General features: G+C 44.6%; 24 protein-coding genes. 2 read left to right on the plus strand and 22 right to left on the minus strand.

Features of this window, described 5'->3' with window-relative positions; all coding sequences use genetic code 11:
* Nucleotides 1-35 precede the first annotated feature (35 nt).
* From JSY36_RS15330 to rpsU, 8 genes are all read right to left on the minus strand, one after another.
* Complete coding sequence (locus JSY36_RS15330) at nucleotides 36-1007, minus strand: PhoH family protein (protein WP_122896389.1); 972 nt, start codon at nucleotides 1005-1007, stop codon at nucleotides 36-38.
* A gap of 5 nt (nucleotides 1008-1012) precedes the next feature.
* Nucleotides 1013-2200 (minus strand): sporulation protein YqfD, encoded by a 1188-nt coding sequence (yqfD, locus tag JSY36_RS15335; protein ID WP_205167027.1) that lies wholly within the window; start codon nucleotides 2198-2200, stop codon nucleotides 1013-1015.
* Between the two features lie 20 nt (nucleotides 2201-2220).
* Nucleotides 2221-2505 carry a sporulation protein YqfC gene (gene yqfC, locus JSY36_RS15340; RefSeq protein WP_183163680.1) on the minus strand — a complete coding sequence of 95 codons (285 nt, stop codon included), beginning with the start codon at nucleotides 2503-2505 and terminating at the stop codon, nucleotides 2221-2223.
* Between the two features lie 427 nt (nucleotides 2506-2932).
* On the minus strand, nucleotides 2933-3526 hold the full coding sequence (locus JSY36_RS15345; protein WP_205167028.1) for a hypothetical protein: 594 nt from the start codon (nucleotides 3524-3526) through the stop codon (nucleotides 2933-2935).
* A 38-nt stretch (nucleotides 3527-3564) separates the two neighbouring features.
* Entirely contained in the window at nucleotides 3565-4575 is a 1011-nt protein-coding gene (gene floA / locus JSY36_RS15350; RefSeq protein WP_122896385.1) for a flotillin-like protein FloA, read from the minus strand.
* A gap of 43 nt (nucleotides 4576-4618) precedes the next feature.
* Entirely contained in the window at nucleotides 4619-5950 is a 1332-nt protein-coding gene (locus JSY36_RS15355; RefSeq protein WP_205167092.1) for an NfeD family protein, read from the minus strand.
* 302 nt (nucleotides 5951-6252) lie between these two features.
* Complete coding sequence (locus JSY36_RS15360; RefSeq protein WP_205167029.1) at nucleotides 6253-6696, minus strand: GatB/YqeY domain-containing protein; 444 nt, start codon at nucleotides 6694-6696, stop codon at nucleotides 6253-6255.
* An 18-nt stretch (nucleotides 6697-6714) separates the two neighbouring features.
* Nucleotides 6715-6888, minus strand: coding sequence for a 30S ribosomal protein S21 (gene rpsU, locus JSY36_RS15365; RefSeq protein WP_122896383.1), 174 nt, complete (start codon nucleotides 6886-6888; stop codon nucleotides 6715-6717).
* A 158-nt stretch (nucleotides 6889-7046) separates the two neighbouring features.
* Here rpsU and JSY36_RS15370 point away from each other — a divergent pair, with 158 nt between their 5' ends.
* The gene (locus tag JSY36_RS15370; protein WP_122896382.1) at nucleotides 7047-7985 is read left to right on the plus strand and encodes a Na/Pi symporter; all 939 of its coding nucleotides are present in this window, start codon (nucleotides 7047-7049) and stop codon (nucleotides 7983-7985) included.
* A gap of 236 nt (nucleotides 7986-8221) precedes the next feature.
* Here the strand turns inward: JSY36_RS15370 and deoC are convergent, their stop codons facing one another.
* The 13 genes from deoC to gpr form a co-directional block, all read right to left on the minus strand.
* Nucleotides 8222-8896 carry a deoxyribose-phosphate aldolase gene (deoC, locus tag JSY36_RS15375; RefSeq protein WP_205167030.1) on the minus strand — a complete coding sequence of 225 codons (675 nt, stop codon included), beginning with the start codon at nucleotides 8894-8896 and terminating at the stop codon, nucleotides 8222-8224.
* 389 nt (nucleotides 8897-9285) lie between these two features.
* Nucleotides 9286-10626: a tRNA (N(6)-L-threonylcarbamoyladenosine(37)-C(2))-methylthiotransferase MtaB gene (gene mtaB / locus JSY36_RS15380; protein WP_205167031.1), complete on the minus strand. Its 1341-nt coding sequence runs from the start codon at nucleotides 10624-10626 to the stop codon at nucleotides 9286-9288.
* A gap of 6 nt (nucleotides 10627-10632) precedes the next feature.
* Complete coding sequence (locus JSY36_RS15385) at nucleotides 10633-11385, minus strand: 16S rRNA (uracil(1498)-N(3))-methyltransferase (RefSeq protein WP_205167093.1); 753 nt, start codon at nucleotides 11383-11385, stop codon at nucleotides 10633-10635.
* Between the two features lie 17 nt (nucleotides 11386-11402).
* Nucleotides 11403-12338, minus strand: a complete 936-nt coding sequence (gene prmA / locus JSY36_RS15390; RefSeq protein ID WP_205167032.1) for a 50S ribosomal protein L11 methyltransferase — start codon at nucleotides 12336-12338, stop codon at nucleotides 11403-11405.
* 27 nt (nucleotides 12339-12365) lie between these two features.
* The gene (gene dnaJ / locus JSY36_RS15395) at nucleotides 12366-13490 is read right to left on the minus strand and encodes a molecular chaperone DnaJ (RefSeq protein WP_122896378.1); all 1125 of its coding nucleotides are present in this window, start codon (nucleotides 13488-13490) and stop codon (nucleotides 12366-12368) included.
* Between the two features lie 154 nt (nucleotides 13491-13644).
* Entirely contained in the window at nucleotides 13645-15495 is a 1851-nt protein-coding gene (gene dnaK / locus JSY36_RS15400) for a molecular chaperone DnaK (RefSeq protein ID WP_205167033.1), read from the minus strand.
* Nucleotides 15496-15528: 33 nt separating this feature from the next.
* Nucleotides 15529-16113 (minus strand): nucleotide exchange factor GrpE, encoded by a 585-nt coding sequence (gene grpE / locus JSY36_RS15405; protein ID WP_205167034.1) that lies wholly within the window; start codon nucleotides 16111-16113, stop codon nucleotides 15529-15531.
* A 135-nt stretch (nucleotides 16114-16248) separates the two neighbouring features.
* Nucleotides 16249-17283 carry a heat-inducible transcriptional repressor HrcA gene (gene hrcA / locus JSY36_RS15410; RefSeq protein ID WP_122896375.1) on the minus strand — a complete coding sequence of 345 codons (1035 nt, stop codon included), beginning with the start codon at nucleotides 17281-17283 and terminating at the stop codon, nucleotides 16249-16251.
* Nucleotides 17284-17599: 316 nt separating this feature from the next.
* On the minus strand, nucleotides 17600-18748 hold the full coding sequence (gene hemW / locus JSY36_RS15415) for a radical SAM family heme chaperone HemW (protein ID WP_205167035.1): 1149 nt from the start codon (nucleotides 18746-18748) through the stop codon (nucleotides 17600-17602).
* A gap of 57 nt (nucleotides 18749-18805) precedes the next feature.
* A complete protein-coding gene (lepA, locus tag JSY36_RS15420; protein WP_236784988.1) occupies nucleotides 18806-20638 on the minus strand; it encodes a translation elongation factor 4 in 1833 nt (610 codons plus the stop codon).
* 361 nt (nucleotides 20639-20999) lie between these two features.
* Nucleotides 21000-21371, minus strand: coding sequence for a hypothetical protein (locus JSY36_RS15425; RefSeq protein WP_205167037.1), 372 nt, complete (start codon nucleotides 21369-21371; stop codon nucleotides 21000-21002).
* Nucleotides 21372-21406: 35 nt separating this feature from the next.
* On the minus strand, nucleotides 21407-22588 hold the full coding sequence (gene spoIIP, locus JSY36_RS15430) for a stage II sporulation protein P (protein ID WP_205167038.1): 1182 nt from the start codon (nucleotides 22586-22588) through the stop codon (nucleotides 21407-21409).
* Nucleotides 22589-22745: 157 nt separating this feature from the next.
* The gene (gene gpr / locus JSY36_RS15435; protein WP_122896370.1) at nucleotides 22746-23873 is read right to left on the minus strand and encodes a GPR endopeptidase; all 1128 of its coding nucleotides are present in this window, start codon (nucleotides 23871-23873) and stop codon (nucleotides 22746-22748) included.
* Nucleotides 23874-24039: 166 nt separating this feature from the next.
* Between gpr and rpsT the strand changes: the two genes are divergently transcribed.
* On the plus strand, nucleotides 24040-24306 hold the full coding sequence (gene rpsT / locus JSY36_RS15440; RefSeq protein WP_026689180.1) for a 30S ribosomal protein S20: 267 nt from the start codon (nucleotides 24040-24042) through the stop codon (nucleotides 24304-24306).
* A 93-nt stretch (nucleotides 24307-24399) separates the two neighbouring features.
* Here rpsT and holA read toward each other — a convergent pair whose 3' ends face one another.
* Nucleotides 24400-25491 (minus strand): DNA polymerase III subunit delta, encoded by a 1092-nt coding sequence (holA, locus tag JSY36_RS15445; RefSeq protein WP_236784990.1) that lies wholly within the window; start codon nucleotides 25489-25491, stop codon nucleotides 24400-24402.
* Nucleotides 25492-25670 lie beyond the last annotated feature (179 nt).

Genomic DNA, 25670 nt, shown 5'->3' on the forward strand with positions numbered 1-25670 from the left:
CCCCTGTGAAAGGCTGGACTGTCTTTACCTAAAGATTACTCCTCAGTTTTTTCTCCCGAATCATACGCATCAATAATTCGCTGAACAAGTGTATGGCGGACCACATCAGAAGCTTCAAGGTAATGAAAATCAATTCCGTTTACTTTTGATAGAATTCCCGCGGCTACTTTTAAGCCGGAAACCTTCCCCCTGGGCAGGTCGATTTGAGATAAATCCCCGGTTATGACCATCTTTGAGCCAAAGCCGAGCCTGGTTAAAAACATTTTAATTTGTTCTTTTGTTGTATTCTGGGCTTCGTCAAGGATGACAAAGGAGTCATCAAGAGTCCGGCCTCTCATGTAGGCAAGAGGTGCAATTTCAATAGTTCCCCGCTCCAGTAAACGGACTGTCTGTTCCTGCCCCAGCACATCATGAAGAGCATCGTAAAGCGGTCTCAGATAAGGATCTACCTTTTCTTTTAAGTCTCCAGGCAGAAAACCGAGGTTTTCCCCTGCTTCTACAGCCGGTCTTGTGAGCACAATCCTTTTCACGTGCCCTTCTTTCAGCGCATGAACAGCCATGACAACAGCCAGGTACGTTTTCCCTGTTCCTGCAGGACCGATTCCGAATACGATGTCGCGTTTTCTTATAGAACTTACATAATGCCTTTGTCCAATTGTTTTAGCGAGGATCGGTTTGCCCTTTGCATTGACGGTGATTTTTTCATCAAATAAATCTGAAAGCTTATCCAGTTGCCCCCTTTGGGCAAGCTGGGCTGCATAAACAACATCACGTTCCTGAAGTGTTGTTCCTTTCCTGATCAGATCCAAAAGCATCTGCAATACATTTTGGACGAGCAGGACCGTGTCTTCTGTACCAACTACAGTCACCTGCTCGCCTCTTGTTAATATTGTAACATTCAGTTTTTCTTCCAAACGGGTCAGGTGACGGTCATTCGGACCGAATAATCCTTGAACTTCATTCCCGTCCTGTACCTGTAAATCAATCGTTTGTCTGATATCTGTCAATAGTCTCAATCTCCTTGGATGATCGGTTGTTTTCTGGATATGTTATCGATTATTCGATAGTGTATGGTTACCTTAACTTTACCATTCTGCTCTTCTTCGTGCAAAACTTTTTCTCCCATAATTTCGGCTTTCTCACTAAACCGTTCCATTACCTCAATTCGCGATTTGTCCTTTGCGGTTTCGAGTGCTTCTTCATACGCCAGTACTTGATTCACCGTTTCTGTTTCACGATTCGTTACTCTTTTGTACTGAAACGGAAGGGTATAGCCAAATGGTGAAAACGAACGGGTGAACTCCTCTTCTGTAATGGCTTCAAATTCAGAATCTCCAAAACCCCACACAGGCATCTGAAACCTGCCGAAATTAATATAGTGATGTGTATCATAATTACCTGTGACAGCATGAAACGTCTGCTCCAGCGGGACAGTCACATGTGCTTTATACCAAACTTCACCGAACACCTCTCCTTTTGCCGCTACCCGCTGTTCCTTTCCTTCCCTGCCTATAAGACCTGTAACAAGCAAGTCCCCTTTTTTAACAACCTGGTTTGCTTCGACTACAGCGCTTCCCTGTTCAACAAACATATGGTGAATTACCGCTTTCCTTGAAGCTACAAGGTGACCAGGCGCCTCTGCCGGCTCTTTTTCCGCAAGTTCCTTTTCCACTACCTGAAAGTGATAGGTGGTACCTCTGATCGTAACACCGATCCAGGTTGCATCCGGTATCTCATCACTGATTTCCTCCTGAATTACTTCAGGTGGAGGAAGTCTGAACTGGAGCTTCCCCCTCTGAATACCGAGTTCGTCCACCTTTTGCCTGATGTCATGCTCCATTGCAGGCGAAGCACCGTCAATTTCGATATTCCACACCATATTAGCCAGTAAAAACAAAAGCGCTACAAAAATTGCCGTACCCGTTACAAATCCATTTCTAATAACCATCTTCCGGATAAAGAACGGAGCTCCTTTTCGTTCCAAAAAGCGGATCTTACACCCTGATTCTTTCGAAACCTTCCGTAAACGCTTCACGTCATCAAGCAAAACAGAACAGACATAGGTCTTTTCACCAGCTTGTCTGATATCCCAGATCATGATTTTATTATCGTTACAGCGATTGATGAACAACTCCGGATACGTCCCTTCAACCTTGACACGAACGTAGCCTGAAAATGTGTTTATCCACATATTTTTCATATCAACACCCACCTGCCCGTCTAGGTTTCAAACACATACTGAACGCTTAGAATTCTGCCTTCCAAAAGGATTTCTTCCGGGAGAATGTTTTTAATCACAAACCCCTGCCCCCGGATAAGCAATTGGCCATCATCAAGACGAAGACGCATTTCCTCCTTTGAAAAACGGAGAACACCCCGATGATTCTCTATGTAAATGTGAAGGTGACCGACCATAGTAATACGGGGAAGGTCCATCATGACATCAGCAGGCAATTCCATTCTCTCTGTCATCCACTGTTTGACCCATCGTCTCATCTTTTTCATGATGAACCCCCTTTCCACTCATATCTATGTAAAAAAAGAGTAAGGTATCACTTGTTTAAGGAATTTTCGTCTTTGGGAAGGTATTCGCTTTCTAATCGACATGAGGGCTTTTTGTTATTGGCTTTGTTAAACTCAGATGTTGATTTACGCTTATCGCACTCCCTTTCCGCGGGAGCGCCGACAAGCCTTGTTGCATGCATATGATGTACCCCTGCTTCTTCCTCTGCCAGGTATGCTTCACAGCTTTCTGCGTCCGAGTAATTCGAAACCTCATTCATGATATAAACGTTTATTTCTCCCGCAGGAGTGTCGTGCGTTCGCTCCAATCAATATTTTTAATAAATCAACAATGATCTTTAACACAGCCTTGTTCTTAAGAAATGATTGTTGGAGGATTGTAAGTACATAAAAAAAAGAAGACGAGGTATTATCCTCGTCTTCTTCCGTATCCGTTTTGGCGTCTCGGATTTCGCGATCGCGGCGGTCCGAGAATCTCTGACCAGACGACACCTTTGACTGCATCTTCTCTTGAAATCGAACTGAAATCCAATTCGACTTTATCTTTCCTAGTGATGTCTTTTTGGAAAATCGGAGAATCATCATCAATCTTACCTGATCTCCGTTTCGCCTCCTGTTTTCTTCGTTTCATTTCTTCATATCGATCGTTAAGAGCATCGTTGGTTTGAGCAAGCTCTTTACGGCCTTGCTGATCCACAGCATGTTGACCTGGCTTAGGTTCTGATTCATTCAGGGACCTTGGAGACCGATATGTTTCAGACTCAGCTCGAGGCTGTTTTCGGTCGTATTGCTCTTCTTCTTCCACTCCGAAGATTTGTTTCCAATCGACTTCCCGTTCTTCTTTTGCCGGCTGACCGCCCTGTTGTCTTTGTTGCGGTCGTTGCCTTTGGTTTTGATCACCTTTTTTAGCAGCACCTGCTCCTCCAAGGAGACTGATCAGACCAAAGATCGCGAACAATAACAACAGAGGGTTGTTGAGCAGCAGATTAATTAACCCTTCCATTATTCAGCGCTCCCTTCATGAAAGCGGTACAAAGACCATTAGCGATCTGTTGGTCGTTTTGTCTTGTCGCCCTCTTCTCCATCATCCGTAGCCTTCCCGATGGAATCTCTCATATCTGTATCGGCTTTAACGTTGTTGAAGTTCATGTAGTCCATTACGCCGAGATTTCCCGAACGAAGCGCTTCAGACATGGCAAGTGGCACTTCTGCTTCTGCTTCCACAACTTTCGCGCGCATTTCTTCTACCCGGGCCTTCATCTCTTGTTCTTGCGCAACAGCCATGGCACGACGTTCTTCGGCTTTTGCCTGAGCAATCTTCTTATCTGCTTCCGCTTGATCTGTCTGCAGTCCTGCACCAATGTTTTTACCGATATCAATATCAGCAATATCGATCGATAAGATTTCAAATGCTGTACCGGAGTCCAATCCTTTTTTAAGGACAGTCTGAGAAATCAGGTCAGGATTCTCAAGAACTTTTTTGTGACTCTCGGAAGAACCGATTGTAGATACGATACCTTCACCGACACGGGCGATTACCGTATCTTCACCGGCACCCCCGACAAGACGGTCAATGTTCGCACGAACCGTGATACGTGCTTTCGCTTTCACTTCAATCCCGTCCATTGCTACACCGGCAATGAATGGTGTTTCAATAACCTTAGGGTTTACACTCATTTGCACGGCTTCAAGTACGTCACGGCCGGCAAGGTCAATAGCAGCAGCACGTTCGAAGCTTAGTTCAATGTTCGCACGCTGTGCAGCGATCAAAGCATTCACCACGCGGTCTACGTTACCACCTGCAAGGTAGTGACCTTCAAGTTTGTTTGTGTTCAAATCAAGTCCGGCTTTTACAGCCTTAATCAATGGGTTAACAACGCGGTGTGGAATTACGCGACGCAGTCGCATTCCTACCAGTTGCCAAATGCCAAGCTTTACGCCGGCTGCCCATGCAGAAATCCAGAGCATAACAGGTACAAAAGTGAATAGTACCACAAAGAAAATAATAACTGCTCCTAATCCTATCAGGATCATTAATTGATCTGTTGCCATGTGTTTTTCCTCCTCGTTTTTACATAATCCAAAAGCTATCCAATTACCCGTTGTCACTTACTTCCCGTACAACAATTCTTGAACCGGCAGTTGAGATTACCTTTACTTTCCTTCCTTGTTCAATATAGCCTCCTTCAGAAACCACGTCAAGTCGTTCATCTTCAATAAGAGCCGTTCCTGAAGGTCGCAAAACGGTCAGAGCTTCTCCTGTGACCCCTAGAAGTTCATTTCTTGTTACGTTTGAAATGTACCCTTTTTCTGTGTTCGTAGAATCTGACAGAATGACTCTTTTCATCGGTCCCCGGTAGCCCGCATATTTAAATAAGAGGATGACAGCTACGATAGTAACCACTGCTGCGATCAGGATAGACACCATTATGTTCGCCGTACTGTAGGATCCGAGTACAAGACTTGCAACAATGGCCCCTATCCCCAAAATCCCGAAGATACCGAAACCGGGGACTAATATCTCGATGACTACAAGGACAATACCTATTCCAAATAAAATATAGGTTTCCCACCCGGCAAAACCTGCCACTGTATGACCAAAGAAATAGAGAAGCAATGCGCCTATACCCATAAGGCCGGGGATACCAAATCCAGGTGAATACAGTTCAAGAACAAGACCCAGGCTGCCTACGGAAAGCAAAATCGGAACAACAATCGGGTGAGTAACAATGCGGGCAATCTGTTCAGCAAAGCTCACTTCCATCTCTCTTTCAATAGCACCTTCGAGTTCCAGGAACTCAAGAAGTTCCTCCCGGTTGTTTGCAATTGCTTCAGCATAACCTGCTTCCAAAGCTTCCCTGGCGTTAAACGTTAAAAGCTCACCTTCACCAGCCCTGTATTCAGGCAGGGCAATCGAATTGTCAGCCATCGCCAATGCATACTTCGGGTCACGGTCATTTTTCTCAGCAGCATCCTGCATCCTGGCAAGCCACACTGATTGCGATTTTTCCTCTGCGGCATTTCCCGCTCCGTCGATTACAGCTGCCGACCCCATATCCGTTCCCGGCATCATGACGATGTTGTCTGCAATTAAAGAAATGTAAGCTCCTGCACTAAGAGCTTCATTGACAACAAAGGCTGTTATGGGGATATCAGTATTGTTCATTAAGCTGGCTATACGCCCGGCAGCATCCACAAAGCCCCCCGGTGTGTCCACCTCAAGAACAATATGGTCTGCTCCTTCTTCAGCGGCAGCTTCAAAAGAACGTTCCATAAAAGCAAGAAGACCACGCTCTACTGTCTGTTCAACAGGAATATAGTAAACAAGCTTCCCTTCCCCGTCACTTTGTGCCGCGGGCGGAAACAAGAGAAGCAAAAAGGCAGTGAGCAAAAAGATTGAATAGATTGAAATCCGTACAGATTTCATCACCATCCGTCCATCCCCCCCTTTCAATTATGTAAGTATCGTGATGGAAAGCGCGGTACTAGTGTATACGAATACCATTATAAGAAAGTTTCATACTTTTTCATAATATTTATTCCTGTTCATAATATTTTCGGACTTTGAATTTTTCAGCGCCCGCCTCTGCACTCCTGTGTCTAAACCTGCTACCTGGTCCCGCAGGAGCGTCCTGCATTCGCTGCAGTCAACATTGTTAAGAGTTCAATAACACAGCAATTCACAAAAAGAGGATGGCCTTTTTCAGGCACATCCTCTTGCTTGTTTTATTATGACAAGGATTTAACCACGAGACGATTCACTTGATTCCCATCGGCTTTTCCTTTGACTTTTGGCATAATGGCTCCCATTACTTTACCCATATCTGATTTGCTTGAGGCTCCTACTTGAACGATAGTTTCATCAACAATCTTTTGGAGCTCTTCATCTGAAAGTTGTTCAGGTAAATAGGTTTCAAGTACTTCCATTTCCGCCTTGATTTTTGCAACCAAATCATCACGATTGGCTTTTTCAAACTCTTGGAGGGATTCTTTTCGTTGTTTCATCTCACGACCCAGAACGGTGAGTGCTTCATCTTCAGTAAGTTCTTTCCCCTGTTTGATCTGTTCGTTTTGCAAAGCTGACTTTACGGAACGAATGACCACGAGACGTTGCTTCTCTTTGTTCTTCATCGCTTGCTTCATGTCTTCATTTAATTGCTTTTGAAGATCCAAGAAAAAAACACCCTCTCCTTAGAACTTACGCTTACGAGCTGCTTCTGATTTCTTCTTTTTCTTGATGCTCGGTTTTTCATAGTGTTTACGTTTACGAACCTCTGCTAATGTACCCTCTTTAGACATCGTTTTCTTGAAGCGACGAAGGGCAGCATCGATAGATTCATTTTTACGTACTTTTGTTTCTGCCATTCTGTTTCCCTCCCTCCAAACAACCAATCACGACACACTTGAATTGCATGTCTTTCATGATTATATACGAATGGCTCCGCCTGGTCAACATTTATCCGCTAATAATTCCTTGTCATGGTTGTCTCATTCACCCATAAACATAAACTGAGGTGTTGTCCATGAAAGAATTGTTTTCATTATTTGCAATCTATATCTCCCTGTTTCTATTTGGAATGACTGTGATGAGGCAGGGCCTTTTCAATCTTCAGAGAAGACGGATGTCTGAGTTGCTTATATCCTTTATCGACAAGCCTTACAAAGGTCTGATAATCGGGACCGTTGTAACCGGCCTCCTTCAAAGCAGCTCGGCAGTGATGATAATGACAGTCGGTCTTGTGGCGACCCGCGTCATTTCTTTTCGCCATTCCATCGGGATTATGCTGGGAGCAAATATCGGTACATGCCTGACACTCGAAATTGTTGCACTTGATATAAACTGGCTGATAATTCCCCTTCTCATTATCGGACTGCCTCTTTTAATGACAAAAAACCAGGTTTTATTTTGTCTCGGGTGTTTTTCCTTTGGGCTCGGCAGTATTTTTGTTGCCATGCATGGTTTTGAAACCCTTGCCTACCCACTGTCTTCTCTTGCATCTGTTCATGACTGGCTCATTTCCACTGATGAGAAAGGAACAATAGCCCTCATGCTCGGTGTTGTTATGAGCGGTATTATTCAATCCAGCTCGGCAGTTTCGGCAATTACCATGTCATTTATGAATGAAAACATCTTATCACTCCCGACAGGCATTGCCATAATGCTCGGGGCAAATATCGGCACTTGTGTGACAGCCTGGCTTGCCAGTATCGGCGGCAGTCTCGAATCCCGGTTAACTGCGTATGCCCATATCTGGATTAATGTAATTGGAGCTCTTCTCTTCTTCCCTTTTATTCACTTGTTTTCAGATCTGATTATGTACACAGCAGAATCTCCTGCAGTACAGCTGGCCCACGCTGCAACCGTCTTTAATGTTATTTCCTCAGCCGTTATCCTACCCTTTACAGACCGGTTTGCGGGCTTTCTGTTATGGGTTCACAGGGTGAAGGATATGAGAATCTAAATTGAGGAAGATGATTGACTGGTTGACGACCAAAAGGTCGAATTGTGTCTAATTCTCTTTAAATTTTCAACTCTCCATAAATAGTCAGAAATTCTTCATAAACAGCCGGAAAGTCTGCATTAAATCCGGATAGTTCTCCATAAATCAATGAAATGTCTGCATAACCCTCATCGCAGCCGCCACCCAATCCAAAAAAAGCCCGGCATCCTCAATGGAAAGCCGGGCCTTACATAAAATTAATAGTCAGAATCAGATTTTTCACCTTTAACAATCGCAATTCCGGCACTTGCTCCAATTCGGGTAGCACCTGCTTCGACCATTGCCAGGGTGGCTTGTGTGTCACGGACTCCTCCTGAAGCTTTCACGCCAATGTCAGGACCAACCGTTTTTCTCATAAGAGCGATATCCTCAACCGTAGCTCCACCAGTGGAGAATCCAGTTGACGTTTTAACAAAATCAGCTCCAGCTTCAACTGAAATTTCACATGCCTTTACTTTCTCATCATCAGTAAGCAAAGCGGTTTCAATGATTACCTTTGTTAACGCTTTTCCTTTTGCTGCATCTGCAACGGCTTGTACGTCACGCTTCACAAGGTCAAAGTCCCCTGTTTTCAATGCACCTACGTTAATAACCATATCCACTTCCGTTGCACCTTTGTCAATCGCGTCTTTTGTTTCAAACGCTTTTGTTTCCGGAGTGGATGCACCCAGAGGGAAACCGATAACGGTACAGACTTTAACTTCTGGTGTTTCTTTAAGAACTTCATATGCTGTGGAGACCCAGGTTGGATTTACACATACAGAAGCAAACTTGTATTCCTTAGCCTCTTCAGAAAGCTTTACAATCTGCTCCTTCGTGGCTTCTGGCTTTAATAAAGTATGGTCGATTAGTGATGCAAGCTGTTGACTCATTTGTTTCACACTCTCTTTCCATTTTTTATAGACGTACGTACAACATAAATGTCCATTCACAATCATAGCATGTTTACTATTTTTTGACGAGAGAAGAAAACTCATTCATGAAGCGCTTACTTGTTTATATAAAGGCTCTGTTATACTCACGGGCTGATTTGCGCTCATTGCACTTTGCACGGGCGGTTCAAGAGCCTCATCAGCGTATTTAACACAGCATATGGGAAAAGAGGCTGTTGAAGGAGGGCGTATGAACTTTTTGTTTTATGTCGAATTCTGAATCATTTAATATCAAACCTCGCAGTTTATCATAAATTCATCCTTTCCTTCCGAACAAAAAACGGCTGTTCTCTAAGGATCACACTCCTTAAAGAACAGCCTCATTACATTCAGTCACCTGCAGCAGCAGCCTTTTTCGTCTCATCTACAACACGGACAAATTGCCCTTCGTTATAAGGGTAACCCGCTTTCGTAATTTTCACTTTCACAATCTCACCGATCAGGTTTTCATCACCCTGAACTTTCACTTTCATGTAGTTATCAGTGTACCCTACAAGAAGGTCTCCTTCACTTGCTTTTTCTTCTGGAATCATCTCTAGAACGTCGTCTTCAAATGCAGTCGCATATTCTTTAGCAAGTTGATTGGAAAGTTCGATTAACCGGTGAACCCTGTCATTTTTCACATTATCATCGACTTGGTCTTCCATGCGGGCAGCAGGTGTGCCTGTACGCTTCGAATATGGGAATACATGAAGCTCGGAAAACTTCAGGTCGCGGATAAAGTCATAGGTTTCCTGGTACTCTTCGTCTGTTTCACCAGGAAACCCGACAATGACATCGGTTGTAACTGCAAGACCCGGCAGTGCTTTATGAAGACGGCCGACCCTCTCAGCAAAAAACTCATTCGTATACTTCCGGCGCATACGTTTAAGCACAGTGTCAGAGCCGGACTGAAGAGGTACGTGAAGATGACGGACAATTTTTTCGGACTGGTCAATAACGTCAATCACCCGGTCTGTAATCTGGCTGGCTTCAATTGATGAAATACGGATTCGCTTGAGACCTTCAACTCTTTCCAGTTCAAGCAGCAAGTCTGCTAAACTGTAATCTTTGAAATCTTCGCCATATCCTCCTGTATGAATGCCTGTAAGGACAATCTCTTTATAGCCTGCATCTACAAGCTGACGCGCCTGTGTGAGGACATCCTCAGGCTTTCTGGAACGAAGCAGACCACGAGCCCATGGTATGATGCAGAATGTGCAGAAGTTATTGCAACCCTCTTGAATCTTCAGAGATGCACGGGTGCGGTCAGTAAATGCAGGTACATCGAGTTCTTCATAAACACGGGTTTTCATAATGTTTCCTACACCGTTAATCGGTTCCCGCTCTTTACGGAACTGCTCAATGTATGGAATCATTTTGTGACGGTCCTGTGTTCCGACAACAATATCAACACCCGGGATTGCCATAATTTCCGCAGGGGATGTTTGAGCGTAACAGCCAGTAACACAAATAACCGCCTCCGGGTTTTTACGAATTGCTCTGCGGATAACCTGACGGCTTTTTTTATCACCAGTATTGGTTACCGTACATGTATTGATTACATAGACATCTGCGGTTTGATCAAAATCCGTTTTCTCATAGCCTTCGGACTTAAATAACTGCCAGATGGCTTCCGTTTCATAATGATTTACTTTACAGCCTAATGTATGAAAAGCTACTGCAGGCATTCATCTTCACCTCAAAAATTCAATATGGTAAGAAATCGCTGAGAGAGCATATAATGGCGCTGTTTCAGCTCGTAAAATACGCGGGCCCAGGGCACAAGTACCTGCACCTGCTCTGACTAACTCATCAATTTCCCGATCAGAAAAACCGCCTTCCGGGCCAAAGATCAAAAGGATCGTATCTCCTTCATCAGCCTTGGAAAGCGTATTAACCAAGCGGCTTTTCTCATCGTTTCTGGCTTCTTCTTCATAAGCAACCAAAACGTGGTCGTACTTATCAATCTCGGATAACAACCGCTTAAAAGCAGCGAGTTCATGAACTTCCGGGACCCGCTTCCGATGTGACTGTTCTGCAGCTTCCTTGGAAATTTTGTTCCAGCGTTCATGTTTCTTCGCTGCTTTCTTTCCATCGAGCTTTACAACAGAACGCTCAGCCTCAAATGGTATGCAGGCATATGCCCCCATCTCGGTACCTTTCTGAATAACCCATTCGAGCTTGTCTGATTTTGTCAGACCACAGGCAATTGTAACGTGCACCGGTATTTCGCACATACGCTCTTCTTCTTTCTGAAGAGATGCTCTTACCTTTTCGGGTTCAATCTCTTCAATCCTCGACAAATAACAGTCACCTGCCTTGTTGCAGCAGATGATCTGGTCTCCCTCATTCATCCTCATGACTTTTTGGATATGCTTTGAGTCATCACCCGCTATAATAACATATTTGTCCTCAAATTGCGTATCATCCAGAAAATACCGCTGCACATTCATCACCTTTACCCTTACTTTTTAGCCACGATCGACAGCCAGTCTTCCATTTCGATTGTTTCTGTGATGGTAAAACCGCTGTTGATCAGGCTGTCTTTAACCAACTCTTTTTTTCCTTTAATGATTCCGGAGGTAATTAAAGTACCCCCGGGCTGCAACTGTTCAAAAGCGTCATCGGTCATACGGACAATCACTTCTGCCAGAATGTTAGCTACAATTATATCCGGCTTTTCGTCAACACCTTCGAGCAAATTGCCCTTCTTGACGGTTACAACGTCCTGGACTTTGTTTAGCTTCGTGTTAATGCGGGCCGAGTTGACCGCTACTTCATCCAAGTCCAATGCTAAAACCTCTTTGGCTCCCAATTTGGCACAAGCAATGCTGAGTACGCCAGAACCTGTTCCAACATCCAACACACGGTCCCCTTCGTTCATATACTTTTCCAAAGCTTGAATACATAGAACCGTTGTCGGGTGAGTCCCTGTTCCAAATGCCATACCCGGGTCAAGTTCGATAATGAGTTCTTCATCAGACACTCTTTCGTACTCTTCCCATGTAGGTATGATGGTGATCCTGCCGGACACTTTCACGGGCTTATAATACTTTTTCCACGCGGTCGCCCACTCTTCTTCGTTTACTTCACTCACCGTTACGGTGTTTTGACCCAAGTCAATATCATGAACGATAAGGTTATTGATCGCTTCTTTAATTTCTTCGACCGTTTCACCAAGAAAGCTGTTTACGGGTAAATAAGCTTTTAAAATGACGCCTTCAGTCGGGTAATCATCAGGGGAAAGCTGGTAGACTTCACCGTACGTTGTGTCCCATTCACGGGTAAGGTCACCCGGGTCTTCCAAGACAACGCCGCTGGCCCCTGCTTCGTGCATAATGTTACTCACAGGTTCTACCGCTTCTTGTGTTGTATGAATGCTAATTTCTGACCATTTCATTATTCTACCAGCTCCCCAAAGGATGATTTACTCGCCAAAGTTTTTAAAGGCACGCTTCGCTTTTGCAAAGAAGTTGTCGTTTTGTTCATCAGGTACTTCCGTTCCGCTTTCTTCCGCAAACTGTCGCAAAATGTCTTTTTGACTGTCATTCAAGTTTTTCGGAGTAATAACACGAACGCGAATATGCTGGTCGCCTTGACCGGCTCCTCGTACGTTCGCTACACCTTTTCCTTTTAGACGGAAATCCGTACCGGTTTGTGTGCCTGCAGGGATTTTAAGCTTCACTTTCCCTTTTAGCGTTGGTACTTCAATCTCGTCTCCTAAAGCTGCTTGAACAAAGGTTAATGGCATTTCGCAATAAAGATCATCGCCATCGCGCTTGAAGAACTCGTGAGGTCTTACGTTGAACACCACGAACAAGTCACCGGCAGGTCCGCCATTCACACCGGGCTCTCCTTGACCGGCTACACGGATCTGCTGTCCTGTATCAACACCTGCAGGAATTTTAATGTGAATCTTTTTGCGTTTCTTCACTTTTCCTTGACCACCGCACGTACGGCACTTGTCTTTGATCATCTGTCCGGTACCGCTACAGTGGTTACATACTCGCCGGTTAACGACACGACCGAATGGCGTGTTTTGCTCCACGTTAAGTTGCCCTGCTCCACCACAGTGCTTACACGTTTCCGGTTTTGTTCCCGGTTTCGCCCCTGAACCATGACACGTATCACACGTTTCTTCACGTGGGATCTCAATGTCCATTTCTTTTCCAAAAACGGCTTCTTTAAACTCAAGAGTCATCGTATACTGAAGGTCAGATCCTTGACGTGGAGCATTCGGATCACGTCTGCCACCGCCACCAAAGAACATGTCAAAGATGTCACCAAAGCCACCAAAGTCTCCTGCACCGGCTCCTCCGCCTCCGAACTGATTCGGATCCGTATGACCAAATCGATCGTAATGCGCACGTTTTTGTGAGTCACTTAATGTGTCATACGCTTCTTTTACTTCCTTGAATTTATCTTCTGCGTTTGCTTCTTTGTTTACGTCCGGATGATATTGACGTGCAAGCTTCCGGTACGCCTTTTTTATATCTGCATCAGATGCATCCTGAGATACACCGAGTACATCATAAAAGTCTTTTTTGCTCATCGTATCCACTCCCGACTGCTAATCCATAACGATTATCTTATCATTCACCAGGGTATTACTGCAACACGCTTCAGGTTGAAAAAATCCCATTACGTGTAAAAAGTCAAAGTCAAGGAGCCCTTGACTTTGACTTCGTTTCAACACGCGGGTGACATTACTGCTTTTTATCTTCGTTGTTCACTTCTTCGTATTCAGCATCAACAACGTTGTCGTCGTCTTGCTTTGAATCTTCAGCACCGCCTTGGCCTTCAGCTTCTTGCTGAGCCTGAGCTTGCTGTGCTGCTTGCTCATACATCTTTGTGGAAAGTTGTTGAACAACTTCCTGCAACTCGTCTTTTGCAGTACGGATTGCTTCGATGTCGTCGCCTTTAAGAGCTTCTTGTACTTTTTCTTTTGCAGCTTCCGCTTTGTCCTTATCTTCTTGCTCTACGCTCTCACCAAGTTCTTTGATCGTTTTGTCTGTAGTAAAGACAAGCTGATCCGCTTCGTTTCGTAGATCTACTTCTTCACGGCGCTTCTTGTCCGCTTCAGCATTTTCTTCCGCTTCTTTGACCATCCGCTCGATTTCATTCTCATCAAGGCCTGAAGAAGACGTGATCGTGATCGACTGCTCTTTATTTGTTCCAAGGTCTTTCGCACGTACGTTTACGATACCGTTCGCATCAATATCGAAGGATACTTCGATTTGAGGTACACCACGAGGTGCCGGCGGGATATCGTTAAGCTGGAAACGACCGAGTGTTTTGTTGTCAGCTGCCATCTCACGCTCACCCTGAAGGACATGGATATCAACAGATGGCTGGTTGTCAGCAGCTGTTGAGAATGTCTGCGATTTGCTTGTTGGAATCGTCGTGTTACGGTCGATCAGCTTCGTAAACACACCGCCCATTGTTTCAATTCCAAGAGAAAGTGGTGTTACGTCAAGAAGAACAACGTCTTTTACGTCACCAGTCAGAACTCCTGCCTGAACTGCAGCACCAAGAGCTACTACTTCATCAGGGTTTACACCTTTGTGTGAATCTTTCCCTGTTACTTTTTTGATTGCTTCCTGAACAGCCGGGATACGAGTAGATCCACCTACAAGAACAATCTTGTCGATTTCATTTGGAGAAAGACCAGCATCGTTCATCGCCTGGCGGGTAGGTCCCATTGTTCTTTCCACAAGGTCGGAACTCATGTCTTCAAACTTCGCACGGGAAAGAGTAAGCTCCAAGTGCTTAGGACCTGATGCATCAGCTGTAATAAATGGAAGTGAGATCTGGGTCTGGGATACACCGGAAAGATCTTTCTTCGCTTTTTCAGCTGCATCTTTCAAGCGTTGAAGAGCCATTTTGTCCTGAGCAAGATCGATACCATTGTCTTTTTTGAATTCAGCTACAAGGTAGTCGATGATAACCTGGTCAAAGTCGTCCCCGCCAAGTTTGTTGTCACCGGATGTTGCACGCACTTCAAAAAATCCGTCACCAAGCTCAAGGATGGAAACGTCAAACGTTCCGCCACCAAGGTCATATACAAGAATCGTCTGGTCTTCTTCTTTTTCAAAACCGTAGGCAAGTGCAGCTGCTGTTGGCTCGTTTACGATACGCTCAACTTCAAGACCTGCAATTTTACCTGCATCCTTTGTAGCCTGACGCTGGGAATCGTTAAAGTAAGCAGGTACTGTGATAACCGCTTTTGTTACTTTTTCACCAAGGTAAGCTTCTGCATCTTCTTTAAGCTTTTGAAGAATGATGGCAGAAATTTCCTGTGGAGAATACTCTTTTCCTTCTGCTTCTACTTTATAGTCCGTTCCCATGTGACGCTTGATGGAAACGATAGTGTTCGGGTTCGTAATCATCTGGCGCTTTGCTACTTCACCAACTTGACGCTCGCCGTCTTTAAAAGAAACAACAGAGGGTGTTGTACGGCTTCCTTCTGCGTTCGGGATGACCGTTGCTTCTCCACCTTCCATTACAGCAACACAAGAGTTTGTTGTACCTAAGTCAATACCAATTACTTTACTCATTGTTATTCCTCCTATTATTAAACGTATGTAGTCCTACGCATTTACTTTTACCATTGCCGGTCTGATGACACGGTCTTTAAGCATATACCCTTTTTGCATTTCCTCAACAACAACATTTGAGTCATATTCATCAGTCGCCGCCTGGGCTACAGCCTGGTGGTAATGAGGATCAAAAGGCGTACCTACTGTTTCAATTGCAGCAATACCTTCAGATTCAAGAGCTTCTTTCATTTGGCGGTAAACCATTTCCATCCCCTGGAGCAGGCTCTTTCCGTCTTCTGAATCTACTTGAACCATCATTGCTCTTTCAAAGTTATCAAGAGCCGGGATCAGCTTTTCAGCAAGGGATTGCGCTCTATATTTTGCATCCGCCTCTTTTTCTTTTCGTGTGCGGCGGCGGAAGTTATCATAATCGGCTTGATTACGAATGAGGCGCTGATTGAGCTCTTCAACTTTTACTTCCAGCTCTTTTACCTGATCAGCCTCTTCCGTGTCTTCATCAACAAGCTCGGCTTCTGCCTCTTCAATCACTTCGTCTTGTGCTTCGGCTTCATCTCCGCTTTCTGCCTGTTTGATTTCTTCCTCTTCAATTGTACGTGCCTTCTTTTCTTGTTCCACTACGTTCACCTCCCTAACAAACTACTTCTATTCATGGAACAGCCCCTTTCACCAGCATAAGACCAGCGAAAGAGACTATTTTACTCTTCCAATATGCGAGAATAATACCGATTCATACATTTGTCAATATTTCCGTTAATTGTTGTTTTGATACCGTTTTGTAAGGACTTGTGTCAAATCTTTTGAAAAGAAATCAAGCACACCTACAACACGCTGGTATTCCATTCTCGTAGGCCCCAGCACACCAACTGTACCAAGATGTTTTCCGTCAATCGAATACGTAGCCGTAATGATTGAGCAATCATCAAAAGGAGCAAACTCGTTTTCTTCACCAATCTTAATCTTGATTCCGTGCTGTTCTGCACGGAACAGCCTGGAAACAAGCTGATCTTCTTCAAAGATGTTAAAGAGATCACGCACCCTGCTAACATCATTAAACTCAGGCTGGGTAAGAATGTTGGTTTTACCCGCATAAAAGACTTTTTCATTATTGGACTGCCTGAACATCTGATTGAGCATTTCCATTGAATGGTCGTATTGATCCACATATTTTGCAAGGACATCTCTGATTTCTGTTGTGAGCTTGTGCCTTAGGTGAATCAAAGGAACACCCTTGAGGCGTTCATTTAAAATATTTACGATCTTTTCGATCTCCCGCACATCAAAACCAGCGGGAATGGAGACGGTCTGATTTTCTACATGCCCCGTGTCCGTCACGATTATCGCAACAGCACTCTCCTTTGAAATGGGTACAAGCTGAATCTGCTTAAGGGTTGACTCAAACAATTCAGGACCAAGAACAATAGAAGTATAACTCGTCAGACTTGACAGGATTTTAGCACTTTGCTGAATCAGTTTTTCAACTTCAACAAACTGCTCTTCGTACATTAAACGGATGTCTGCCACTTCATTCTTAGTAAGCATTGTCGGCGACAGCATGTGATCCACAAAATACCGGTATCCTTTTTGAGAGGGAATCCGTCCTGCAGAACTGTGCGGCTTTTCAAGAAAACCAAGCTCCTCCAGGTCGGCCATTTCATTCCGGATTGTAGCAGGGCTGAAGTTCATATCCTCCCGTTTAGAAACACTGCGGGACCCCACCGGTTCTGCATGACATACATAATCATCAATAATCGCCTTTAAAATAAGCAATTGTCTCTCTGTGAGCATGAACAACCCTCCCTGTTAGCACTCCCATCCACCGAGTGCTAAATCTATAATATAAAGTACCAAACTTCATTTCTTGTTGTCAAGATAAAAGCAGGTACTTTTAGCTGTGCTAACCTGAAAAATCTGGTTGGGGGGCACAAAATGCTTTCTTGTATTTCAGCAGCTCCGTTGAACGGAACACGCTCCCTTTTCCGTGGACTCGCGCCGAGCCTCCTCAGAGCTTTGTCCTTATATCATGTATTTCCCGGAGGGTCGCGCCTTCGCTGCAAACAAAACCACAGCGCTGCCCTTTAACACCACTTTGGCTATAGAGGGATTACCTTTGCAGCAGGAATTGTTCAAATACTTCATTTCCTAAAAAACGGCCTTTCTCAGTGAGCTGAATTCTGCCTTGATTGATTGTGACCAGCTCTCTTTTTTTCAGCTGGTCAATCGTCCCTCCAAACACACTTTCCATCGTGCATCCGTACTTTTCCTCAAACCGGGCCATAGAAACACCTATCCGTTTTCTGAGCCCCATAAACATTTCTTCTTCCATTTGTTCCTTAACGGGGACAGTGTGCTCTTCCAAATAAGGCAGTTGCCCTTCTTGAATTGCGTTCATATATTTCGAAAGCGGGCCATGATTCCGCCTTCTTACCCCGTTAATGTAGCTGTGGGCTCCTGCACCAATGCCGTAATACTGTTCATTTTCCCAATAGGTAAGGTTGTGTCTGCTCTCCCTGCCGGGTTTTGCGAAGTTACTGATTTCGTACATAGTAAAACCGCCACCAGTAAGCTTCTCAATCAATCGTTCATACATATCCGCCTCCGTGTCCTCAGTCGGAAGTGGCAGCTTTCCTTTTTTCATCAACTGATAAAAAACGGTTTTTGCCTCTACTTTGAGAGAATAAGCACTTACGTGTTCGATATTCAATGCCAACGCCCGTTCGAGTGTTTCCTCAAACTGTTCAATGGTCTGTCCCGGCAGGCCGAACATCAGATCGATCGAAATGTTTTCAAAGCCTGCTCTCCGGCTTCTGTCAATTGTCTCCTGAACATCATCAGGTTTATGATCCCGTCCGATTTTTTCAAGAAGGCCTTCATCAAACGTCTGCACTCCGATGCTTAACCTGTTTGCCCCTTCCCGGCGCATCATGGTCAGCTTCTCTTCATCAGCACTCCCCGGATTCACTTCAACCGTAAATTCGATAGACTCAGGTTCCTTAATGTTAAAATGCGTCCTGACAGACCGGAGTAATGTCTGTAATTGATTTGTGGACAGAGAGGTCGGTGTGCCTCCTCCTACGTAAACGCTCTGGATAATATCATAAGGGAACGTTTCCACAGTCCGCTCCATCTCTGTGTCACAATCCATCAGATACTCCGTTACAGGCTGGTTTTTCAGGAAAAACTTATTAAAATCACAGTAATGACAGATCTGTTCACAAAATGGCACATGAACATATACCGCTTTTGGTTTCAATGGTCCCACCCCGCTTTTACAGTAAAAACCGCAGGCATCCCCTGCGGTTTTTGATTATTACTTCTTATCACTTTCGTCCATGCTGAGTACACTCATAAATGCTTCCTGCGGCACTTCAACATTTCCTACGCTCTTCATACGGCGTTTACCTTCTTTTTGCTTCTCAAGAAGCTTACGCTTACGGGAAATATCCCCGCCGTAACATTTAGCCAGTACGTTTTTACGCATCGCTTTAATGGTTGACCGGGCAATAATCTTCTGACCGATACTTGCCTGAATCGGAACCTCAAACTGCTGTCTCGGGATAAGCGATTTTAATTTTTCTACAATCACTTTTCCGCGCTGGTATGCACTGTCACGGTGGACGATGACCGACAAGGCATCGATCTGCTCGCCGTTAAGAAGAATATCCATCTTCACAAGACGGCTCTCTTTATACCCGATCAATTCATAATCAAAGGATGCATATCCTTTTGTACTGGACTTCAATGTATCAAAGAAATCATACACAATTTCAGATAGGGGAATCTCATACGTAATCACAACACGGTTTTCATCAAGGTACTTCATGTCCTGATAGTCCCCGCGTTTTTTCTGACAAAGTTCCATTACCGCTCCGACATAGTCGTTTGGCACCATCACTTCGGCTTTAACGTATGGCTCTTCAACGTGATCCACTTTCTGCGCATCCGGCATTTTGGACGGGTTATCAATTTCCTTAAGCTCTCCGTCTGTCGTGTGGACTTTATAGATAACACTTGGTGCTGTTGTAATAAGATCGATGTTAAATTCCCGCTCAATACGCTCCTGAATAATCTCCATATGAAGAAGACCAAGGAAACCACAGCGGAAACCAAAACCAAGGGCCTGGGATGTTTCTGCTTCATATTGAAGAGAAGCATCGTTAAGCTCAAGTTTTTCAAGAGCTTCTCGTAAATCATTGTAGTCATTCGAATCAACCGGATAAAGACCGCAGAATACCATCGGATTCAGCTTTCGGTAACCAGGGAGCATTTCAGAAGCGGGGCGGTCTGCATGTGTAACCGTATCCCCCACACGGCTGTCGCTCACGTTCTTAATAGAGGCAACGAGGTAGCCTACGTCTCCTACAGTAAGTTCATCCTGTACAGTTGGTTTCGGAGTAAATACACCAAGCTCCTGTACTTCGAATTCTTTTTCCGTTGCCATCATCCGGATTTTATCTCCAGGCTTAACGGTACCTTCAACGATACGGATATATACAATAATTCCCCGGTATGGGTCGTAGAGACTGTCAAAAATCATCGCTTTAAGCGGAGCTGCCGGATCTCCCGGTGGCGCCGGTACTTTATCAACGATTGCTTCAAGAATCTCATCAATACCAATGCCATTCTTGGCTGAAGCCATAATTGCATCATCTTTTGGAAGTCCGATAATGTCTTCCACTTCCTGCATGACCCGCTCAGGTTCCGCACTCGGAAGGTCAATCTTGTTAACTACAGGAATTATCTCCAAATCGTTATCAAGGGCCAGGTATACGTTTGCCAGGGTCTGAGCTTCAATCCCCTGGGCTGCATCAACGATAAGAAGAGCTCCTTCACAGGCTGCAAGACTTCGGGAAACTTCATATGTAAAATCGACGTGTCCCGGTGTATCGATCAAGTGAAAGATATATTCCTCACCATCGTTGGCTTTATATTTCAATTGAACGGCATTTAATTTAATTGTAATTCCCCGTTCCCGCTCAAGGTCCATGGCATCGAGCATCTGATCCTTCATTTCGCGCTGGGTAAGGGCACTCGTTTTTTCAAGAATTCGGTCAGCAAGCGTAGACTTTCCGTGGTCGATATGAGCAATAATCGAGAAATTACGGATTTTTTCTCTACGCTGAATGCGTTGTTCGTTGTTCATCACGTCTTCACTCCTACTAAAATAAAGAAAAATGGCTTGTCACTTGTTCGTATTCCTGTTTTATTCATGATATGAGCTGTATAAAGCCACATTTATCCATACTATAATCAGACTAACGTTTATTATAGCAATAAAGAACAGCAGTCACAAACATAAATTCAATCCAGACAATCCCCTGTATTATATGCGTGTACAATTTAAAGAGGTGTCTGGTTTGTCCAGAAAGAAAGATTTTTTTATACTGAGTGGTCTGTCAATTGGGAGGATTGCCCGCGAGGAGCTGTTAATCGGGGTTTTTGATCATTTCATAGGGATCATTCCTTTTTGATCAGCAAAAAACGCTGCCATAAGCAGCGTTCCTCTATCCTAACCCGCCATATATTCCTTTGAAAATAGCCTCAAATGTATCCGCAAGTCTGAGACCTACTTCTGAGAACAGGTTGACTGATCCTCTCTCTTTTGATCCGCTCTGCTTTTCAGCCAGTTCCCGGTAGACATCCGCAGTTGTTACCAGCTCTTCTTTTATCCCTTCGTCATCTTCTTCATAGATGACGAGATGATCGCCGTCCTCTATCTGAACCAGCTGAGGTTCTTCTGCTGCAGAAAGCTGAAGAGAAGAGGGCTCCAGGGTCCCGAATGATCCGCTTAAATGATTCACGTAAACGATTCCGAATACAAATCCTCCAAAAAATACGGTGGTGATAAAAAAGCACCTAAGTAAAAACGGTCCCATTCCTTTTCTCCTCCTCAACTAATTGATAAACGCAATTATTCTTCTTCTGTCCCATCCTGCTCAAAATAATACTCTGCGAAAATCTCAGCAAATGCTTCAACTGAGCGGTACACTTCATCAAGTGAATTATCCACTCCGCCAAATTCAACGACAAGCGCATTCTCAGAAAGATCCTGATTGTAAATTCCATTCGCCCCCACTGACAGTGGTGAATAAACCCCCCGGCTTAAACCTGGAAACGCCTCTTCCAATTTTGCGTGCAACTTTTCGGCAAGGTCCCGGTTCTTCTCATAATTATTATGCTTTGTACCGACAACAAAAACGGTTTTTGCGTATTCAATTCCGTTGATCTTAACGGTAGTAACATCTCTTGGCATACTGTCACGGTGAAGATCAAAGAAGAATTCAAGTTCTTCATTTTCTGCCATAGCGCTCTCCAGTATTTCACGGGACATATCATAAGACCTGCTGTACTGCCAGCCTCTATCTCCAAGCTTCGTGTAAACGTCTGAAGTATCAACTTCCGATCCAATCCCCCGTTTCGCCAGTTCCTGACCCAGCCTTTCACCTGCAAGAGTAATATTTACACTGTCGTGAAACGCGCCATTGGCGTTGTCTTCTCCCTTCAGCTCCGGCAGAAACGATTCACGGTTGTGGGAATGCATAATATGAACCGTCTTAGGCGGTTCATTGCCAGCTGTAAGTTCGGCAATGGCTTCACGCATCTGATCCATTTCTTCCAGACGCTCTGTGGCAGCTTCCCGCTCCTTGGCTATCACTTCCGGAGGAGGCGATGATTCCATCGGAAGGTTCGTAAAGTCCGATCCCTGCCCGGCTACAAGGATATCACCCCCAAAGAAATTAATCCCCGGAAGCTCTCTTCCCAGAAGGCTTCTCGGGTCATTCGGATCAATACTTGTCGCAAGTTCAAAAACAAGCGATGTTACCTGCGGCGGCTTACTCTCTTCCGGTAGTTCCTGGGTAAAGTACGTGTTTTCCGTTCCCATCAAATGAATAAGTACTTCGTCTGAAAGGTGTTCACTGAACCCTTTTAACGATGCTGAGGTCAGGCTGTATCCCGGCCCGAATGCAGTGATAATGGCTGTTACAATAAAAATGGATAAAACCCCGGTAACCGAGGTGAAAAAATACTGTCTTAATGTGCTTGTCCGATTCCACGACGCTGAGTTCGGCCGTCTGTATGGACGTTTTCTCAATGAAACCACCCTTTCCTGTCCGAGCTCTTACCCTAACGTATGCAGGACAGGCTCCAAGTAGAACCAGCACAAAAAGAGGCTGCCCCAAAAGGTCGGTTTTAACCTTTTGGGACAGCCTCGATAACCGCTTGAGATCCTCTTTTTCGCAAAGCCTCTATTACTTCGTATATGCGCCAACGTTGCCCTGGTTAACTCCCCCGTGAAGGGCTGCGTTCAACCCTAAAGCAAGAACGTTACCCATGTCTTCGATAAACTCGTCTACTTCCTTTGGTGTGACCATCAGGTTGTGGCCGAGAGGAGCGAGTACTTCCTGGATCAGTTTACGCTTTTCGTGCTCTTCAAGCGTTCCTACGATGCCCATATACTGCTGGCGTTCTTGTTCACCGGGAAGATCGTCATCTGTAAGGACACGCTTCTCACCAAAAGACATTCCTGCCGGAGCGAGAGAACGCTTCGGGTCGTCTTTTTCCCTGACTTCACGTCCAAAGTGCTTCAATACATAATCAATGGTGTCACTTGTAATGGAAACAGCATCCACAACAGTAGGAATACCAACGGCGATGACGGGGATTCCGAGAGCTTCCTTTGAGATGGCTTTTCGCTTATTTCCTACACCCGATCCCGGGTGAATCCCTGAATCAGAAATTTGAATCGTCGTATTCACACGTTCGATCGACCTCGAAGCAAGAGCGTCCACCGCGATTACAAAATCAGGCTTTGATTTTTCAATGACTCCGTAAATGATGTCACTTGTTTCAATTCCCGTTAACCCCATAACCCCTGGAGTGATCGCACTTACGGGTCTGAAACCATCTTCGACCTGCTCAGGCTGAAGTTCGAATAAATGCTTTGTGATCAACAAATTCTCAACAACAAGAGGTCCGAGGGCATCAGGAGTCACATTCCAGTTACCCAGCCCCACAACGAGACAGCTCGCGTCTCTGTCAATACCAAGTTCCTCAAGGAAATGACTGAATTCCTGTGCGAAAACTTCCTCCACCTTATCCTGGAGCTCACTGTCTTTTGCACGGATGCCCTGGACCTGAAGAGTTAAGTATTTTCCTGGTTTTTTCCCCATGCGTTCAGCACCGGACTCATCGATGTCTACACGAGTAATGGAAATTCCTTGTTCCTCACGCTCTTTAATAATGACCCCTTCGATTTGCTGCTGGCTTTCCTGGTCAGGCTGACCACCCTGCTCTTCTTCACGGACGATTTCGTGAGCCTCCACTGCAAGGTCCGTCCTTACTGTATATTGGCTTAAGTCAAGTTCTTGTTCTTTCATGTCAGTCACCTCTACTCACAAATTTGGATATGTTTAGCATAAACAATCTGTCTTCCTTTCATTCTTATGTTGATTTTTAAAAAACCATTTGGTACAATCCTTAGTGTTGCACACAAACCGAAAACGATTAAAAACGTGATACGGTTGCATCAAGGAGGTGAAAGGCATGGCAAATATTAAATCTGCTATTAAGCGCGGTAAAACGAACGAAAAGCGTCGTGCGCAAAACGCTGCATTCAAATCTGATCTACGTACATCTGTGAAATCATTTGAAAAACAAGTTGAAGCTAAAGATGTAGAAGCTGCAAAAAAATCATTCTTGGTGGCAACCAAAAAGTTAGATAAAGCTTCTGATAAAGGTCTTATCCATAAAAATGCAGCTAACCGTCAAAAGTCCCGTCTGCAAAGACAACTTAACGGTGTACAAGCGTAATAATGGAACTGAAACGATAATCTGGCACCCTCACACCTGCAGGATGCCATTTTATTTTCCACTAAAAAACCCGGAGGATTTCCTCCGGGTTTTTTAGTATGCCGGCTGCTTTTGTTTTGCCAAAAACAATTCCACAGCAAGTTTTTTATCCAGCTGCCCTGTTTTAATTTTAAAATCTGTCTCCGCAAGCTGATCAAGGATTGTAAGGAGGTGCCTGTCTTCAAAACGCTGTGCCTGACCCGCAGCGAGTTTGACCGCATACGGATGAAGTTTAAGCTGTGAAGCCATCTGTTTTTGGGAATACCCTTGCTCGGATAACTGCTTCACTTGATAAAGAATCCGGAACTGTCTTGCAAGCAGGCTCAAAATTTTGATCGGTTCTTCCTTCTGCTTAAGCAAATCATCAAAGATCCTCCAAGCCCCGTCAAGGTTCTGCTTCACTACCCCGTCCACAAGAGCGAAGATGTTCTGCTCAAGTGATCGTGCAACAAGTTCATCCACAACTTCTTTTGTAATCGTATTTCCTTCCCCTGTATAAATGGCCATCTTTCTCAGCTCAGAACTGATCAGCATCAGGTTGGAAGCAGTGAGCATGAGCAACTGCCCTTTTGCTTCACGGTCAATCGTGACATTTTGCTCTTTTGCTTTTTCATCCAGCCAGGAGAAAAGTTCCTTTTCCTCAAAAGGCTTGCCTTCCATCACTCTTCCGTGCTTTTTAAAGAGCTTAGTTATTTTTTTGCGTTCATCAAGTTTTTCCGAAGGTACAACTGCGATAAACACCGTTTCAGGTGCAGGATTTTGTATGTAGGCTTCAAGCTTCTTCAAGTCGTGCTCTGCTTTTGCCGTAACTTTCATACCGGTAAAAAAATAGGCTTCTTTTAAGATAACCACGCGCTTTGAACCCATAAAAGGAAACGTATACGCTTCTTCAATGGCAAGCTCCACAGGAGTATCCTTCATATCAAACTGTGAGAGGTTAAATTCAATCTCTTCTTCACTTAAAGCTGATCCGGTAAGCTTCTGCAGTGTGTCAGAGACCATGAAGGATTCACTTCCATACAACAAGTAAAGACCACTCAGCTCCTCGCGTTTTATATGCTTCATCATGTCAAAATACGACACATTTACCGCCCCTCTCATACTCATACGCTCCATTTTACCATACCCGGTAAGACGAGAAAACATTGAAGAGAGGCTCCCTGAGCAGGTAGCAACTACCCGCCAGACAGCCTCATTTATGATAAACGCCACTACGCTTCCCCGCGGATGAAGAACAGTGACGATAATCCCTTTTCATTTCCGTGTTAATTATGATATCCTATGCTTGATGGTGATATAGGTGACAACTCTTTACAATAAATTAG

The organism is Alteribacter salitolerans (assembly GCF_016901055.1).
In the GTDB taxonomy this organism is placed as follows: Bacteria; Bacillota; Bacilli; order Bacillales; family Salisediminibacteriaceae; genus Alteribacter; species Alteribacter keqinensis.